This is a genomic window from Actinophytocola sp., assembly GCF_009379765.1.
Taxonomy (GTDB): Bacteria; Actinomycetota; Actinomycetes; order Mycobacteriales; family Pseudonocardiaceae; genus Actinophytocola.
The window spans coordinates 1-14354 of the sequence record NZ_WHTD01000200.1; the positions used below are offsets into that span (position 1 = coordinate 1).

Here is a 14354-nt window from a genome sequence, read left to right on the forward strand (position 1 = left end):
CCTTCGCCCGCGAACAGAAACAGGCCGGTGGCCGCTTCCCCCGCCAAACCGACGAGTACAAGAAACCCCTCCCACCCAAAACCAAGATCATATTTTGGCGCCTGACAACAAGATCACCCCAAAGTTAGCGGCATTGGGCCAGGGTTGGGCGCCACCGCCAGTGGCTGATCCCGGTCATGACCTTCATCGTGGTCATGTCGTCGGCTTCGAGGCCATTCGTAGGGCAGTCGGTCGATCACGACAGCCAACCGCGCCAGGAGCACGCCCGAGGGCGGAACCCGTGTTGCGCAAGAGTCGGCTACGTGGCCCTATGGCAGCCTGTCCAGCTCAGCGATATGCATGATGTACGAGGGCGACGCCATCGTGCGCGCGGGGAGCAAGCGGGCTAGGTCGTGCTGGTGGCCGGCGACATCACCACCGTCCCCGGACCGTCGAGCGCCTGCGCCAGCAGCTGCTCCACCGGCACGCCGCGGATCGAGGCGTCCAGCACCTGCACGGTGTGCGCAACTGGCATCCGCTTGCCCATCCGGGCCAGCGTGGTCGCGACCTGCATCCAGCAACCCGGGTTGGCCGTGACCATCACCTGGGCGCCAGTGGCGAGCACCGCACTCGCCTTGCGCTCGCCGAGCTCGCGCGCCGGTTCCGGGTGCAGCAGGTTGTACGTTCCCGCACTACCGCAACAGATCTCGGCCTCGCGCAGCTCGCGCACAACCACGCCGGGGATGCCACGCAGCAGCCGGCGCGGCTGGATGCGCACGCCCTGTGCGTGCCCGAGGTGGCAGGCGTCCTGGTAGGCGACCGTCATCGGCAGCGGGTTTCGCGAGGCGACCGGACCCAGCTCGTCGAGCAGCTCGCTGACGTCGCGAGCCTTGGCGGACAAGGCCTTCGCGAGCGCCGCCCACTCCGGCTCGTCGCGTAGCTGGTGGGCGAAGTCCTTCAGGTTGGACCCGCAGCCCGCTGCGTTCACCACGACGTTGTCCACGCCCGCGGCCTCGAACGTCGCGATCACCCGCTTCGCGAAGGCCAGTGCCTCGGGCTCGCGGCCGGCGTGCGCGGACAGCGCGCCGCAGCAGCTCTGCCTGCGCGGCACGATCACCTCGCAGCCCTCGGCGGCGAGCACCCGCACGGTGGCGGCGTTGACGTCGGGGAAGAACGTGCCCTGCACGCAGCCGGTCAGCAGTCCCACCGTGCGGCGCTTCGTGCCGAGGGCAGGCGTACGCTCCGGCAGCTTGTCCACGTGACCGAGCTTCGGTGCGAGGGACTCCATGGCCTGCAACGGTTCCGGCAGGCGGGAGAGCAGCCCGCTGCGCGCGAGCAGCCGGCCGAGCCCGCTCGCCTGGTAGGCGCGCAGCGGGCCGCGCAGCACCTTGAGCCGCCGCGGGTAGGGGAACAGGCCGTAGATCACCTTGCGCAGCAACCGTTCCCGGCGCGGCCGCTCGACCCGACGGTCCAGCTGCGCGCGGGTCGCCTCGATAAGCTTGTCATATTGCACGCCCGACGGGCAGGCCGTCACGCAGGCCATGCAGCCGAGGCACTGGTCGAGGTGCCGGACGCTGCTAGCGTCGAACGCGTCGAACGCGTCGCCGGACACCGCACCCTTCATGATGTCGATGCGCCCGCGGGGACTATCCATCTCCTCGCCCCACAGCACGTACGTCGGGCACGTCGGCAGGCAGAATCCACAGTGGACGCAGTCGCTCAGCAGCGCCGGGTCCGGCGGGTGGTGCTCGTCGAACACGCTGCCCGGCGGCGGTCCGCTGGCCGGCAGGCCGAGGCCCACGGTGGCCACGGCCGCGCTCGCCGCGATCGGTCCGCCCTGGCCGATGTCGATGGGCCTGCGCGCGCCGACGGCTTCGGCGGCCGCCTGGTCGGTAGCCCGGGGCGCACCCTCGGGAAGCTTGCCGCCGTCGGAGCTCATCACAGCCCTCCCAACAGGCGGCCGGGCGACAACCGCCGTCCCGGATCGAACTGGTCCTTCACCCGAGTCATCAGCGCGAACGTGTCGGCCACCGGTCCCCAGTGGTCAATGCCCGCATGCAGGTCGTCCGGCGCAGCCAGCACGACCGCCGACCCGTCGACGGGCACGATCGCGGCGCGCAGCACCGCGAGGTCCGCATCGGCGGGCACCGACATGTAAGCCACACCCGTGCACGCGGACGCCGTACCGGACGAGCCGGGCGGGAGCGCGTGCAGGACCCTCGGCAGCGCGTGCGGCTCGAACGCCAGCCGCAGCACCACTCCCCCGGCCGGCCGCTCGCCGAACCACGACGGCGGCGCTGCCACCCGCTCGCCCCCGCCGAGCAGCTCGACGGCCGCGGCCGACTGCGCGTCGACGGACGCCTCGATGCTCTCGAACAGCACGACGAGGTCCCCGGACGTGCCGTCCCAGCGCAGCTCGACGGCGGTCGGCGTGAGCGTCGAGCGGGCGACGCGCGTCGCGAGCCTGCCCGCCTCCGCCGCGTCGCCGACCGGGACGACGACCGCGCCGGCCGCGGCCGGGAGCGGGTGCAGCCGCCAGGTCGTGGACACGACGACGCCGAGCCCGCCGTGGGCGCCCGTGTAGAGCTTGCCGAGGTCGTAGCCGGCGACGTTCTTCACGACCTTGCCCCCGGAGCGGGCCGTGGTGCCGTCGGCGAGCACGACCGTCACGCCGATGAGCAGGTCGCGCGCGGTGCCGTAGCGCAGCCGCCGTGGTCCGGACGCGTTCGCGCTGACGATGCCGCCGAGCGTCGCGCCGGGCTCGGACGGGTCGAGCGCGAGCTTCTGGTTGTACTCGGCCAGCTGGGCCTGCAAGGTCTCCAGCGGCACACCCGCCTCGGCGACCACGACGAGGTCGCCGGGCACATGCTCGACGACCCGGTCCAGCGCGGTCGTGCGCAGCAGCAGGTCGCACGAGGACGGTGGGGCCGCCCAGCCGGTCTTGGTGCCCGCGCCGACCGGGACGACGGTGCCGGTGGTGGAGCGCAGGACGTCGGCCACCTCGCCCGCCGAGGACGGGGTGACCTCGTCCGCCGGGGCGACGCCGGCGATCACGGTGTTCCGCGAATGCACGTCGGCCATCTCAGAACACCTCGCCCAGCGCCGGATCGGGCGCGCTCTCCGCGGTACGCACGCCCGGTCGCTCACCGCACAATCGCGGCGTCGGGAAGAGCTTGCCCGGGTTCGCGAGCCCCGCCGGGTCGAACGCGCAGCGCACCAGTTGCATCGTGTCGAGGTCCTCGGTGGTGAACTGACTGGCCATCTTGGACTTCTTCTCGAGGCCCACGCCGTGCTCGCCGGTGATCGAGCCACCCGCGTCGATGCACAGGTCGAGGATCGCGAAGCCCAGCTCCTCCGCCGCCTTCGGCGCACCCGGCACCGCGTCGTCGAAGAGGATCAGCGGGTGCAAGTTGCCGTCGCCGGCGTGGAAGACGTTGGCCACGCGCAGGTTCGCCGCGTCGGCCAGCGAGCCGATGTCGCCGAGCACCTCGGGCAGCCGGGTGCGCGGGATGACGCCGTCCTGCACGTAGTACGAGGGACTGATTCGCCCGACCGCGGCGAACGCGGACTTGCGGCCCCGCCACATCAGCGCGCGGTCCTCAGCGTCGGCGGCTATGCGGGTCTCGAACGCGTGCCGCCCTCGGGCGAGCGTCTCGACGTGCTCGAACTGCTCGTCGACCTCGACCTGCGGGCCGTCGAGCTCGATCACAAGCACGGCCTCGGCGCCCTCGGGGTAGTTGCACTGCACGGCGGCCTCGGCCGCCTCGATCGCGAGCGCGTCCATCATCTCGATGGCCGCGGGCAGGATGCCGGCCGCGATGATGTCGCTGACCGTGCCGGCCGCGTCCGCGACGGAGTGGAAGCCCACCAGCATGGTCTGCACAGACTCGGGCACCTGGATCAGCCGAACGGTCACTTGGGTGACCACGCCGAGCGTGCCCTCGCTGCCGACGAACGCGCCGAGCAGGTCGAGGCCCGGGTGCTCGGGTGCCTTGCCGCCGAGGTGCACCACCTCCCCGTCCGCGAGCACCACCTCGGCGGCCATGACGTGGTTGACGGTGAAGCCGTACTTCAGGCAGTGCGCGCCGCCCGAGTTCTCCGCGACGTTCCCGCCGATGCTGCACACCTGCTGCGACGACGGGTCCGGCGCGTACGCCTGGCCGTGCGGGGCGGCCTCGCGGGTCACCCACAGGTTGATCACGCCCGGCTCGACCACCATCCGGGCGTTGTCCGGGTCGACGTCGTGGATGCCGCGCAGCCGCGACAGCACGATGAGCACGCCGTCCGCGACCGGCACCGCACCGCCGGACAACCCGGTGCCCGACCCCCGCGCCACGAAGGGGATCCCCGCCTCGGCACACAGCTTCACGGTCGCCACCACGTCGTCACGGTGCTCGGCGAGGACCACGACTCCCGGCCGGACCCGGAACGCCTCGAGCCCGTCGCACTCATAGGTCCGCAGCTGCGCCGGGTCGGTCAGCACCTTCGCCGCGCCGATCGCGGTACGCAACCGGTCCGCCAGCTCGAGGGTCCGCGGTGACGCCTGCTCCCGCTCCGCGATTCGCTGATCGGTCATGGCACCTCCTACAACTCGTACTGACCATGATGGTTCCGCCGAACCAGATCCGCGCCCCCAAGTCACGGGTGCCGGTCGTGATTCTTCGTGTACGGCGGTCCACCTCCCAGCCCACTGGGAGGTGAGGCGCCCCGACCAGTTGGGTGAGGATGAACAGGGGCACGGAGGACGGGGCGATACCGGCGAAGGTGTCGCTGAACATGCGGGCCGATGACCCAAGTCCGTCAAGGCCCTTCCTGGAAGACGCGCGACGCCCGTGCACGCGGTGCGCGATCCGGCTAGTGACGCTATGCAACTGTGCCGCGCCCTCATCGACAGCCCGTCCGCGACGACTTCGAACGCGACAAACGACGACACGCTTCGAACCCGCTCGAGTGACTCTCATCAGGTCGATACTTGACCTGACAAGCCGTCTACCTGCGGAAACGTCATAGTCGCAGGTAAATACGGTGCTGTTGAGAGCAGTTCAACGCTGTCCAGCGCCGTTCCCGCACAGTGAATCCTCCCAATTTGCTCCCACTCCCCTGCCAAACCTTCGCCCAGCCACTCTCTCGCCGACCGTCAATCCGACGATGAGCCCTCCCGCTCGTCGTCGAGCGGCCGGGCCGCCACAGGATGTTCGACGAGCGCGAGAACTCTGCTGGCCATAAAACGTGCTGTGCGTACCGGGCTGCCGCTGCGGGTGACTTCTACTACCTCGACCACGCCGCGACCGATGCTGACCTCCACCCGCCGACCGGCCCGCGTCGCCACGACATCGTAGGTACGGGTCGTGTCACCGGCGTCCACCACGATCTCGACCCGGTCGCCCTTCATGGTTCACCCTCCCGGCTACGCCAACGCTCACCCCTCAATTTTACCGAACTCGCGTTCGATTGCAACGGCCGGTCAGCTCACACCGTGACTCCTGCATCGCGGGGACAACCGGGGTAATGCGCCATGGTTCGGGAAACAGAACTGGTCGGGTTGCGTAGCAAGTGTTACTGGCTGCTCCTGTGGGACCCACCACCGACCTGCTCGGCCATCTCGACCGCCACGGTGTCCGGCTCCGCGCTCTGCACGAACAACTCGACACCGCCGAACACGGCGAGCACCTGTTACGGGTGATCCACGGCCTCATCGAGGCCCGCCGGATCTTCCAGTCGGAGGCCACCAAAGACGGACTCGCCGCGGCCGTCGCCGCAGGCCGCACGCCCGGCCGGCGGCCAGGCTCACCCCTGCCCACCCACGAGCAGGAAGAACTGGCCCACCAACTCCAGGCGACCGGCCGCTCGGTCACCGAGATCGCCAACTTGCTCGGTGTCTCCCGCGCCGCGATGTACCGAGCGCGATCCCCGAGTCGACCGCCAACTACCGGCGAAGATTCTGCGCCGTAGACCTCCGAAGGTCACAACCGGGCGCAGCCGGTCGGGCTGCTGCCGGGTGTCGGTGCCCGTTGGGGGTTGGCTTGCGGGCGGACTCTCGCGCGTCATCGATAGGGCCTTCGAGGCGAAGCCCGCCGTAGGTTCGCGTTCGCATCGGTGATGGTCTGTCAGTGCGCTCGCGCGTGGCTTTCTTCCAGTGAGAGGCCGTGTAGTCGCCCTTCGATGATCGACCAGAATCGGGAGCATTTCACGGGCTCGCTGGCTGGGCATTGCTGACCGTGCTCGAGTGCGGTGCGGGCCACCTCGATACGGTGCTGCTGCTCGGCCAGCTCGGCCAACTTGTGATCGATCATCTCCCGTCGGCATTGCCGCTCGCCTGCGATGAACCGCCCGATCTCGGCCAGCGAGAATCCGATCTCGCGGAAGAAGAGGATCACGCTGACGTCCCTGACTGCCGACGCGGCATAACGCCGTCGTCCCGCCTCCCGAGCCGCCGGACGCACCAATCCAAGTTCGTCGTAGTACCGCAGCGTGGTCGTCGGCACGCCGGTACGTTCGGACAGCTCGCCAATTGACAACAACGTTGGCGGGGCCGACGAAGCCAGGGTGCGCTCGGTAGCAGTCATTGACTTCAAGCGTACTCGAAGTGCTTGGCTCACCTCATGGACATCAAGCAGAGGGTGCTGGGCCGCATCATGCAATGGTGGGGTCCTCGCGGAGGGCTGGCACAGTTCCACCACCCGACCGGAGCCGTAGGGCACGTCGCCGGCTGGATCATGGGCCGGCGCTCGTCGAACGTGGCGCGCAACCGCTGGGCGGTGCAGCTTCTCGACGTCCAGCCGACCGACCGCGTCATCGAACTCGGCTGCGGTCCGGGCGTGGCCATCGCCGCCCTCGCCACCCGAGCGATCCGGGGATTGGTGGTCGGCGTCGACCATTCGCAGGTAATGATCCGCCAGGCCCGCCGCCGCAATAGGGCCGCCATACGGGCCGGACGGGTGCGCCTGATTCACACGCCGGTCGAGCGCCTGTCCATCAGCGACCGGCCATTCAACGCCGCGCTCGCAGTCAACACAGTCGGCATGTGGCCCGACCCAACCGCCCGGCTACACGAACTCGCCCGGCTGTTGCGGCCCGGCGGGCGCATCGCTCTGGTATCCCAGCCCCGCTGTCCCGGTGCCACCGCGGCCACGTCGGCGGCGGCCGCCAACGAGCTGGCAGGCCTGCTTACCGAAGCTGGGTTCGAGCACCTCCGAACCGAAATGCTCGAACTCGACCCGCCGGCGGCGTGCGTCCTCGGGCACGTGGCACCTGCCGATGATGCCGAGCTCGTCGCCCGTCCAACAGCGCGGTCATGACCCGCGGGGTGCGCAGGTCGTCGACCCGCTCAGGGATCCTCACCAGCTACAGCGAGACGGACGCCAGATTGCTTGAGACGGGGACACCGAGCGCCGTTGATCCATTGAGATTCGCCAACCCTGAAGACAAGCATCGCCCCAAACGGATGAAACAGCGGCTATGACCGCCACCGCGCGAGAATCAGCCGGGACGTCCACACGGATCCCTGAGAACCAGCCAACTTCACGGGGACCGGACATCGTGGATGCGTCTCGAACAGCGTCCACGACGCGCCCGCAAGGTAAGTCCGGACCCCGCAAGATCATCCGCAAAGTAAGTCCGGACTCCGCAAGGTTCGAGCGGACTGGACAGGCCGCCCGAACGCCGGCTACGGCGGCCTGATGTGGCGCGGCCCCCGCTCGTTCACCGAGGGCACAGTCCTGACCCCGACAGACACGGGGCGCGATGACCTGATGGGCACGCGCGCCCCGGTGGCTGGCCTTCCACGGCCGCCACGACGGCCACGCTGGTTTTCGTGGACGCGCCAACGAATCCCGGGCACCCGGTGGAGTGATGACGTCGACGATTTCGTCGCCGCGTGGGACATCGCGAACTCCGAGTACCTGCCGGCCTTCGTCCTGGTGTCGGCGCTGTTACGCTGACCGGCGCCGGTGAGCAACCAGTCGGGATTGAGCGGCTCGCCGCCACCATCGGTCGACCGGTGACCGAGACCCGCGCCCTGACCGGCTCGCTGGGCGACTTGGTGCGCCTCGGGGACGAGGTCGTGCACCTAGTCATTGGCACATCGAGCCCGCCGCCGCGGTTTCAGGTCCGGATCGACGACCGCACGATCAAGGCCGGCGGCTGCGCGCCCGACCTGTTCTGGATCGCCGTCTGCACCCAAAAGTCTGTGTACGTCGACACCGCCTGCCGAGCGACCGGGACGCCGATCCGGGTCACGTTGGGTCCCGCCGGGGTGGCCGCGGTCGAGCCGGACACGACCGTGGTCGCCGTCGTGCATCCAGGAATGCAGCCCGAGCTGATGGACACCATCGACGCCACGATCCACAACACGACCGGCCCGGACGAGGACTTCTGCTATCACCAACCGTTCTTCGCCGCGCACCCCGGCGGGCGGGTGTTCCCGGTCGCCGACTTCCTCGAGTTCTGGCGGCGGTTGACCCGTGAGACGCTCGCCAAGGCCAATGTGGACATCCTGTGACGACCACACGGATTTCGGCCTACTCCTGTGATCGGCACCGGACCGCAGTTGACCCGGTAGCTCGGTACAGGGCTTACCGTCGGCCTATGCGTACCGCACAAGTCGCCCAGCAGGCGGGGGTGAACACCCAGACCCTGCGCTACTACGAACGCCGCGGGCTGCTGCCCGACCCGGGCCGGACCGGCGCCGGCTACCGCATCTACGGCCCGGACGCGGTGCGGATCGTGCGGTTCGTCAAACGCGCCCAGGAACTCGGCTTCACCCTCACCCAGATCGAGACCCTGCTCGACCTCGCCGACGGCGGCCCGGACAGCTGCGAGGCCACCCGGCACCTGGCGACCGAGAAGATCACCGAACTGGACGGCAAGATCGCCAGCCTGCGGGCCATGCGCGCCTCACTGGCCCGGCTCGCCGACACCTGCACCCGACCGCGCGGCGACCGCGACTGCCCACTGCTGCACAACCTCGACCCCACCTACGACAACACACTCGACAACAGGGTCGACGGCACCGACCACGATGAGGACGCCCGGTCATGACCCTCATCGTCGAGCTGTGGCACGTGCCCGACTGCCCGCTGATCGACCGAGTCCGCGCCACCCTGCGCGAGTGCCTGCGACACACCGGCATCGATGTGCCGGTCCGCGAACGTCAGGGCCCGTACCCCTCTCCCACCCTGATCATCAACGGCATCGACGTCGCCACCGGAACCACGCCCAGCGACAGCATGTGCTGCAGGCTCGACCTGCCCACCCACGACCAGATCCACGCCGCACTCACCGACTCCTCCCGGCCCTGAGCGGCAGGCGACAAGCGGGCCCTTCATCGCCGCCCCGGTCGCCATGAGCGCAGAGGGCATGCGCCAAACTCGATGCACAGAAGCCAAACGCGATGCAAAGTCACAGTGGAAGCCGCCCGTGGCGTGCCCGCAATGCGGTCGGCCATGGGACACCTCGACGCAGATGTGGCGGTGCACCACCCCGACCTGCTCCCTGGTGTCGATGCTGGCTTACGCCGCCAGCCGCGACGTGTGGAACATCGACGGCCTCGGCGAGGAGATCGCCACCGCGCTCGTCGAGGCCGGTCTCGTCACGAACCTCGCGGACCTGTTCGACCTCACCGCCGATCGCATCGCTCTCGCCCGGTACCCGGGCAGCACCCGCGATCAGGCCGGCCCGACGTCGTCCCGCGTCATCGGGTCCACGATCGCGCAGGAGCTGGTTGCTGGCATCGCCGCAGCGAAGGCCCTACCGCTGGCTCGCCACATCACCGCGCTGGGCATCCGGATGACCGGCCGCAGGATCGGCGGGACGCTGGCCTCCCACTTCCGCACGCTCGACAACCTCCGGACGGCCACGCTCGAGGAGCTGACCGCCGTCGACGGCATCGGCGGTGCGAAGGCCCGCGCGATCCACGCCGGCCTCCGCACCAACACCGAGATCCTGGACCGCCTGGACCGCCGCAGGCATCACCACCGAGGTCGAGCAGCCGCCCACCGCCGCCACTACGGCTACTACGGCTACGCCTCCTCCACGCCAACGGCCAACCCGCGGACCCGGTCATCGACACCGCTGGCAAGATCCAGTCCACCCTCGTCAACTGGGTCGACGCGATCGGACCGGTGCCAATGGTCGCGATCCTGGCCGTGCTCGTCGCCAGCGGGATACTGCTCGCCCGCCACCGCACCCACGCCAAGTGACCTAATCAGCCGACGAGCGCCCCGCGATGATCGAGTGCCGGAGCAACTCCTCGCTGGGCGCGAAACCGCGACGGCGATAGCAGCGCGCCGCCGCGCTGTTGCCCGCCATCACCGCGACCTCCCACTCGGTCACGCCACGCTCGGCGAACTCGCTCTCGATCACATCGCACACCCGACCACCGATCCCCTGCCCACGAACCTGTTCGGCGACACACAAGCTGAACAACTCGGCATAGCCGTCACCCTGTTGACACCGGCCAGACATTCAACGCCCCCACACACAAGAAGGACACCACGTCACGACGCCCAGGGACACCGGGTCGCTCCGCCGGCAAGATCGTCGGTGCACCTGACTTCTCCGTGCGGTCAGGATGACGGGCTGAGGGTGACCCAGGTGAACGGCTGGACGAGACCGGCCGGGGTGAGGTGTTCCTCGGAGCGGGTGTCGATCAGGTTGAAGTGCGGGGCGAAGATCTGGGCCAGTTCCGTCGGGCTGTAGCGCACTACGGGAAGTCCGGAGCAGTGTGTCGGTCCGTGCGCGTCGAAGGTGGCGATGATGACCCAGCCGCCGGGGGCGATGCCGGAGCGGAGCACGTGTAGGTAGGACTCGCGCTCGTCCGCGTCCATGAGGAAGTGGAACACGGCGCGGTCGTGCCAGAGGTCGAACCGTCGCTCGGGTATCCAGTCGAAGATGTCTCGGTGCAGCCAGTGCACCTGCTCCGCGGTTGGGCCGAGACGGGCTTTGGTGTTGTCCAGGGCGACCTTGGACACGTCGAGAACGGAGATGTCGGTGAACTCTCGAGCGAGTAGGTGATCGACGACGACCGAGGCTCCGCCGCCGAGGTCGATGACCGACGCGCAGAGTGTCCAGTAGCTCGAGTGTGACGGTCGGTGTCGCCTGGTACCAGCTGACGCCGTCCTCGCCTTTGGTGTCGTAGACGGTGTTCCAGTGGGCGGCGCGGTCGGCGGGTGTCGCGGGTGTCGTCGGCCGGTTCACGCGCATCGGAACGCCCTCCTGGTGTTGTCGTGTTGTGCGGTGGCTTCGAGAATGCGGTTCATCTCTTCGATCGCGGCGTGGATCGGGAGCGGGGCGTCGGTGACCCGCAGCCTGGGGTCGGTGATGCCCACCGGATGCCACCAGACGCCATCGACGGCCATCGTGGGTTCGGGGTACAGGTCGTCTCGGGTCAGCACTACGCCCGATTCGGCGAAGCCCTGTCGAGCGATGCGGCGGATCACCTGGTCTTGCGCCGGAACACCTTCGATGTCGAGCAGTTCGCGCAGCGCGGCCACCTCCTCGGCGTCGGCGGCGTCGATGGTGGCGGCGATCCGGACCCGAAAGCCCAGTGATCGGGCCAGGGTGATGCCGGCGCGGGCGCGGGCGAAGGACCCTGCGGACCGGTGCCGATCGTGCAGCTCCGGCGTTGCCGAGTCCAGTGAGATCTGCAGCGTGACCCGCTCCCGGTCCAGGGCCTCCAGGGTGCGGCGACGGTTGCCCCGACCGAACACCATGCCGTTGGTGAGGACGGTGACCGGCACGTGGTCGACGACCGCGGCGATGATGTCACCGAGGTCGGGGTGGAGGAACGGTTCACCGCCCGTGACCAGTACTTCGGTGCCGCCGTCGGCGACGAACTCCGCCACCGCCGCCCGGACCAGCTCGACCGGCAGGTGCCGGGCGGGCGCGCGCGGTGAGGACTCCGCGCAGCAGTAGTCGCAGGCGAGGTTGCAGTTGAAGTTGCTGTACAGCCACAGACGGGAGCCCAGTTTCGGCGGCTCCGGCTCGACCTCCACCGCGCCCTTGCGGACCTGCAGCGGTCCGACCAGGGCGTTGCCGGTAGCACGCACCACGCCGCCAGATCCTCCGGCACCGACGGGCCGCCGCCTCGCACCTCCAGGATCTCCTCCGCGTTCAGTGCCTCCACTGCCGCGTGCAGTTTGACCAGCAGGCCGCTGCCGAAGTCGGCGCCGCCCGCGTCCAGCACCACGTCCGATCGGATCATCGTCAACGTCCCCTGCGCACGAAGTAGCTCGCCGTCGACTCGCTGCGCCCCACCTGCTCGAGCGGGTGACCGGCCAGGTCGCACCAGGCAGGCAGGTCGATCGCGACCGACGGGGCCTGACTGCGGATCTCGAGGATCTCCCCGACTGCGATCCCGCTCAGCGCCCGCCGGATCGCGATGAGCAGCCCGCCGCCGCAGTCGAGCGCGCCCCCGTCGCATACCGCCGCCGGGATCATGGCCGCCGGGGTCATGACAGCACCACCAGCAGGCCCGCGCCCACCAAACCCAGCACGGCGACACAGACGCCGGTGGCCGCGATCACGCGTGCCGGGAAGGCCCGTCGGATCATCAGCATCGACGGCAGGGACAGTGCCGGCAGCGTGAGGATCAGCGCACCGACCGGGCCGAGCCCGACCCCCGCGAGGGCCCGCCCCTGGATGATCGGGATCTCGCCAGCGGTGGGAATGACGAACACCGTCCCGACCACCGCGAACAAGAGGACGGCGAGCAGACCCCACTCGGGCGCCCCGGCCGGGAACAGCCAGCCACGTAGCCCGCCGAGCAGCAGCACGACGACCAGATACTCAGGCAGCAGGACCGCCGAGAGCCGGGCCAGCGTCCTGAGGAATCGACGGGCCGCGTCGAGCGCGCTGACCGGCGCGTCCGGGTCGGACGAATCGTCCTCCGGCCGGGCAGCCGGATCGGTGATGGTCTGGCGGGCGCCGGCCAGCCGACCGATCAGCATCGTGACCCCGAACACCAGCAGCACGCCGGTGATCACGCGGACGGTGACGAACTGCCAGGGCAGCACCACGGCCATGAACACCAGCACCACCGGATTGAGGACCGGGTTGCCCAGCCAGTACGCGAGGGCCGACTGCATCGGCACACCCCGCTTCCGGACGCTGACCGCGACCGGCGCCGCGCAGCACGTGCACATCATCGACGGCATCGACAACGCACCCCGGCCACCGTGCTGACCGCCGGGCCCCGGTGCCGCTGGAACATCGACAGCAGCCGTCGACGCGGCAAGAATGCCTCCACCGACGCGGCGAGCAGCAACCCGGCCACCAGAGCGGGCCAGATCCTCAGGCCGTAGTCGAGGGCATAGTCCACCGCCGCCCGCCATGAGGGAACCGGTGGGCTCGACGCGTCACCGTTCACGATCGACGTGCCAACCGTGTGACTGCCGGCGACAGCCGGGATCTTCTCCGCGTAGGGCAACCATTTGGCCCAGGCCAAGGCCGCCACAGCTACCACGGCGAAGCCAAGCGTGCCCAGCAACATCGGACGCTGGGAACTGCCTACCCCCGCGGTGGCGGTCTCGGACGCCGCCATCACCGCTCCTCCTCGATCGGCCGTTCATCCCGTGGGGTGAGACCGACGGCCAGCAAGCCGAGGCCGAGGCCGCCGAGGAGCGCCATCGCGGAGCGGGAACCGTTCAGCCACTGCACCTCGGCGATGTTCTGTACGAGCAACAACACCGCGACAGCGGCCAGGCCCAGGCCGGCCAGCACGGCGAGCAGGCGGCCCATCGCCTTGCCCAGCAGTCCGCCCGCGACCGCGACCCCGCCCAGGACCAGGAGGATCACCATCATGGGCACGCTCAGGAACGCCGGCGTCGAGTAGCTCACCGGCGCGTCGGCGCCGAGCGTGTCCGACCGCAACGGCACAAACCTCAACAGCGCGGCCACGATCGCGCCCGCGCCAAGCGCGATAGCGGCGGCATCAAACCGGGAGCGAGTCAAGACAGCCTCACCAACACCCGCGCCAACGGATGCGACGACGCCTGCCAACTCGGCCGCAGCACGCCGTCGACCCCGTAAGCACGGCCTGCCATCGTGGCGAAGAACGCCAGGTGGATCAGGATCATCAGGTAGTACGCCCACGGCCACTCGTGTGGCGCGTTCAGCACGGACAAGGCGATCACCACCGACTGGGCAGCGCCGATCAGCGCCCACAGCCGAGTGGCCAACCCGACCAACAGGAACGCACCGATGCCAGCTTCAACCAGCAGCGTGACCCAGCCGAACGTAGCTGTTCAGCCTGAGTGACAGGTCGGCGGTGGTCGCCACCGGTGATCCACTACGGTTTTGATCATGGGGTCAGGCCGGGAAGCAGCACACGACGACGTCGTGTCGTTGTTGGCCGCCAAGGACGCCGAGATCGCGAC

The 14354-nt window shown here is 69.4% G+C and carries 18 protein-coding genes and 1 pseudogene; 6 read left to right on the forward strand and 13 right to left on the reverse strand.

Translation table 11 applies throughout. From position 1 onward, the window contains the following. Positions 1 to 385: 385 nt before the first annotated feature. The 4 genes from GEV28_RS37820 to GEV28_RS37835 form a co-directional block, all read right to left on the reverse strand. Positions 386 to 1918: a heterodisulfide reductase-related iron-sulfur binding cluster gene (locus GEV28_RS37820; protein ID WP_291418406.1), complete on the reverse strand. Its 1533-nt coding sequence runs from the start codon at positions 1916 to 1918 to the stop codon at positions 386 to 388. Then, the gene (locus tag GEV28_RS37825; protein ID WP_291418409.1) at positions 1918 to 3060 is read right to left on the reverse strand and encodes an FAD-binding oxidoreductase; all 1143 of its coding nucleotides are present in this window, start codon (positions 3058 to 3060) and stop codon (positions 1918 to 1920) included. The genes GEV28_RS37820 and GEV28_RS37825 overlap by 1 nt, the downstream gene beginning before the upstream one ends. A 1-nt stretch (position 3061) precedes the next feature. Beyond that, on the reverse strand, positions 3062 to 4555 hold the full coding sequence (locus tag GEV28_RS37830; RefSeq protein WP_291418411.1) for an FAD-linked oxidase C-terminal domain-containing protein: 1494 nt from the start codon (positions 4553 to 4555) through the stop codon (positions 3062 to 3064). 561 nt (positions 4556 to 5116) lie between these two features. Then, entirely contained in the window at positions 5117 to 5371 is a 255-nt protein-coding gene (locus tag GEV28_RS37835; protein ID WP_291418413.1) for a hypothetical protein, read from the reverse strand. A 179-nt stretch (positions 5372 to 5550) separates the two neighbouring features. On the opposite strand from GEV28_RS37835, the gene GEV28_RS37840 reads away from it, so the two are divergent. Further along, positions 5551 to 5931, forward strand: a complete 381-nt coding sequence (locus GEV28_RS37840; protein WP_291418415.1) for a recombinase family protein — start codon at positions 5551 to 5553, stop codon at positions 5929 to 5931. A gap of 155 nt (positions 5932 to 6086) precedes the next feature. Here the strand turns inward: GEV28_RS37840 and GEV28_RS37845 are convergent, their stop codons facing one another. Continuing rightward, entirely contained in the window at positions 6087 to 6545 is a 459-nt protein-coding gene (locus GEV28_RS37845; protein WP_291418417.1) for a MerR family transcriptional regulator, read from the reverse strand. A gap of 36 nt (positions 6546 to 6581) precedes the next feature. Between GEV28_RS37845 and GEV28_RS37850 the strand changes: the two genes are divergently transcribed. From GEV28_RS37850 to GEV28_RS42855, 5 genes and pseudogenes are all read left to right on the forward strand, one after another. Beyond that, positions 6582 to 7277, forward strand: coding sequence for a methyltransferase domain-containing protein (locus tag GEV28_RS37850; protein WP_291418418.1), 696 nt, complete (start codon positions 6582 to 6584; stop codon positions 7275 to 7277). 701 nt (positions 7278 to 7978) lie between these two features. Continuing rightward, the gene (gene merB / locus GEV28_RS37855) at positions 7979 to 8479 is read left to right on the forward strand and encodes an organomercurial lyase (RefSeq protein WP_291418421.1); all 501 of its coding nucleotides are present in this window, start codon (positions 7979 to 7981) and stop codon (positions 8477 to 8479) included. Between the two features lie 86 nt (positions 8480 to 8565). Further along, positions 8566 to 9018: a MerR family DNA-binding protein gene (locus GEV28_RS37860; protein WP_291418423.1), complete on the forward strand. Its 453-nt coding sequence runs from the start codon at positions 8566 to 8568 to the stop codon at positions 9016 to 9018. Further along, complete coding sequence (locus GEV28_RS37865) at positions 9015 to 9278, forward strand: alkylmercury lyase (RefSeq protein WP_291418425.1); 264 nt, start codon at positions 9015 to 9017, stop codon at positions 9276 to 9278. Before GEV28_RS37860 ends, GEV28_RS37865 begins: the two co-directional genes overlap by 4 nt. 202 nt (positions 9279 to 9480) lie before the next feature. Next, positions 9481 to 9858 (forward strand): annotated as a pseudogene (locus GEV28_RS42855) (helix-hairpin-helix domain-containing protein); the annotation flags it as partial. Between the two features lie 321 nt (positions 9859 to 10179). Here the strand turns inward: GEV28_RS42855 and GEV28_RS37875 are convergent. From GEV28_RS37875 to GEV28_RS37910, 8 genes are all read right to left on the reverse strand, one after another. After that, positions 10180 to 10443 carry an N-acetyltransferase gene (locus tag GEV28_RS37875; RefSeq protein ID WP_291418429.1) on the reverse strand — a complete coding sequence of 88 codons (264 nt, stop codon included), beginning with the start codon at positions 10441 to 10443 and terminating at the stop codon, positions 10180 to 10182. A 101-nt stretch (positions 10444 to 10544) separates the two neighbouring features. Then, positions 10545 to 11027 (reverse strand): trans-aconitate 2-methyltransferase, encoded by a 483-nt coding sequence (locus GEV28_RS37880; protein WP_291418438.1) that lies wholly within the window; start codon positions 11025 to 11027, stop codon positions 10545 to 10547. A gap of 144 nt (positions 11028 to 11171) precedes the next feature. Next, positions 11172 to 12029 (reverse strand): radical SAM protein, encoded by an 858-nt coding sequence (locus tag GEV28_RS37885; protein WP_291418431.1) that lies wholly within the window; start codon positions 12027 to 12029, stop codon positions 11172 to 11174. A 154-nt stretch (positions 12030 to 12183) separates the two neighbouring features. Next, the gene (locus tag GEV28_RS37890) at positions 12184 to 12432 is read right to left on the reverse strand and encodes a sulfurtransferase TusA family protein (RefSeq protein WP_291418433.1); all 249 of its coding nucleotides are present in this window, start codon (positions 12430 to 12432) and stop codon (positions 12184 to 12186) included. Then, on the reverse strand, positions 12429 to 13133 hold the full coding sequence (locus GEV28_RS37895; RefSeq protein WP_367115273.1) for a permease: 705 nt from the start codon (positions 13131 to 13133) through the stop codon (positions 12429 to 12431). The genes GEV28_RS37890 and GEV28_RS37895 overlap by 4 nt, the downstream gene beginning before the upstream one ends. Beyond that, on the reverse strand, positions 13121 to 13519 hold the full coding sequence (locus GEV28_RS37900; RefSeq protein WP_291418434.1) for a hypothetical protein: 399 nt from the start codon (positions 13517 to 13519) through the stop codon (positions 13121 to 13123). The genes GEV28_RS37895 and GEV28_RS37900 overlap by 13 nt, the downstream gene beginning before the upstream one ends. Next, positions 13519 to 13848, reverse strand: coding sequence for a hypothetical protein (locus tag GEV28_RS37905; protein ID WP_291418436.1), 330 nt, complete (start codon positions 13846 to 13848; stop codon positions 13519 to 13521). The genes GEV28_RS37900 and GEV28_RS37905 overlap by 1 nt, the downstream gene beginning before the upstream one ends. 77 nt (positions 13849 to 13925) lie before the next feature. Further along, positions 13926 to 14198, reverse strand: coding sequence for a TQO small subunit DoxD (locus GEV28_RS37910; protein ID WP_367115274.1), 273 nt, complete (start codon positions 14196 to 14198; stop codon positions 13926 to 13928). Between the last annotated feature and the right edge of the window lie 156 nt (positions 14199 to 14354).

Excerpts from the sequence above, each read along its gene's own strand:
- GEV28_RS37820 (WP_291418406.1), bottom strand. The coding sequence starts at position 1,918 with ATGAGCTCCGACGGCGGCAAGCTTCCCGAGGGTGCGCCCCGGGCTACC.
- GEV28_RS37825 (WP_291418409.1), bottom strand. The coding sequence starts at position 3,060 with ATGGCCGACGTGCATTCGCGGAACACCGTGATCGCCGGCGTCGCCCCG.
- GEV28_RS37830 (WP_291418411.1), bottom strand. The coding sequence starts at position 4,555 with ATGACCGATCAGCGAATCGCGGAGCGGGAGCAGGCGTCACCGCGGACC.
- GEV28_RS37835 (WP_291418413.1), bottom strand. The coding sequence starts at position 5,371 with ATGAAGGGCGACCGGGTCGAGATCGTGGTGGACGCCGGTGACACGACC.
- GEV28_RS37845 (WP_291418417.1), bottom strand. The coding sequence starts at position 6,545 with ATGACTGCTACCGAGCGCACCCTGGCTTCGTCGGCCCCGCCAACGTTG.
- GEV28_RS37850 (WP_291418418.1), top strand. The coding sequence starts at position 6,582 with ATGGACATCAAGCAGAGGGTGCTGGGCCGCATCATGCAATGGTGGGGT.
- GEV28_RS37860 (WP_291418423.1), top strand. The coding sequence starts at position 8,566 with ATGCGTACCGCACAAGTCGCCCAGCAGGCGGGGGTGAACACCCAGACC.
- GEV28_RS37865 (WP_291418425.1), top strand. The coding sequence starts at position 9,015 with ATGACCCTCATCGTCGAGCTGTGGCACGTGCCCGACTGCCCGCTGATC.
- GEV28_RS37875 (WP_291418429.1), bottom strand. The coding sequence starts at position 10,443 with ATGTCTGGCCGGTGTCAACAGGGTGACGGCTATGCCGAGTTGTTCAGC.
- GEV28_RS37890 (WP_291418433.1), bottom strand. The coding sequence starts at position 12,432 with ATGACCCCGGCGGCCATGATCCCGGCGGCGGTATGCGACGGGGGCGCG.
- GEV28_RS37895 (WP_367115273.1), bottom strand. The coding sequence starts at position 13,133 with ATGCCGTCGATGATGTGCACGTGCTGCGCGGCGCCGGTCGCGGTCAGC.
- GEV28_RS37900 (WP_291418434.1), bottom strand. The coding sequence starts at position 13,519 with ATGGCGGCGTCCGAGACCGCCACCGCGGGGGTAGGCAGTTCCCAGCGT.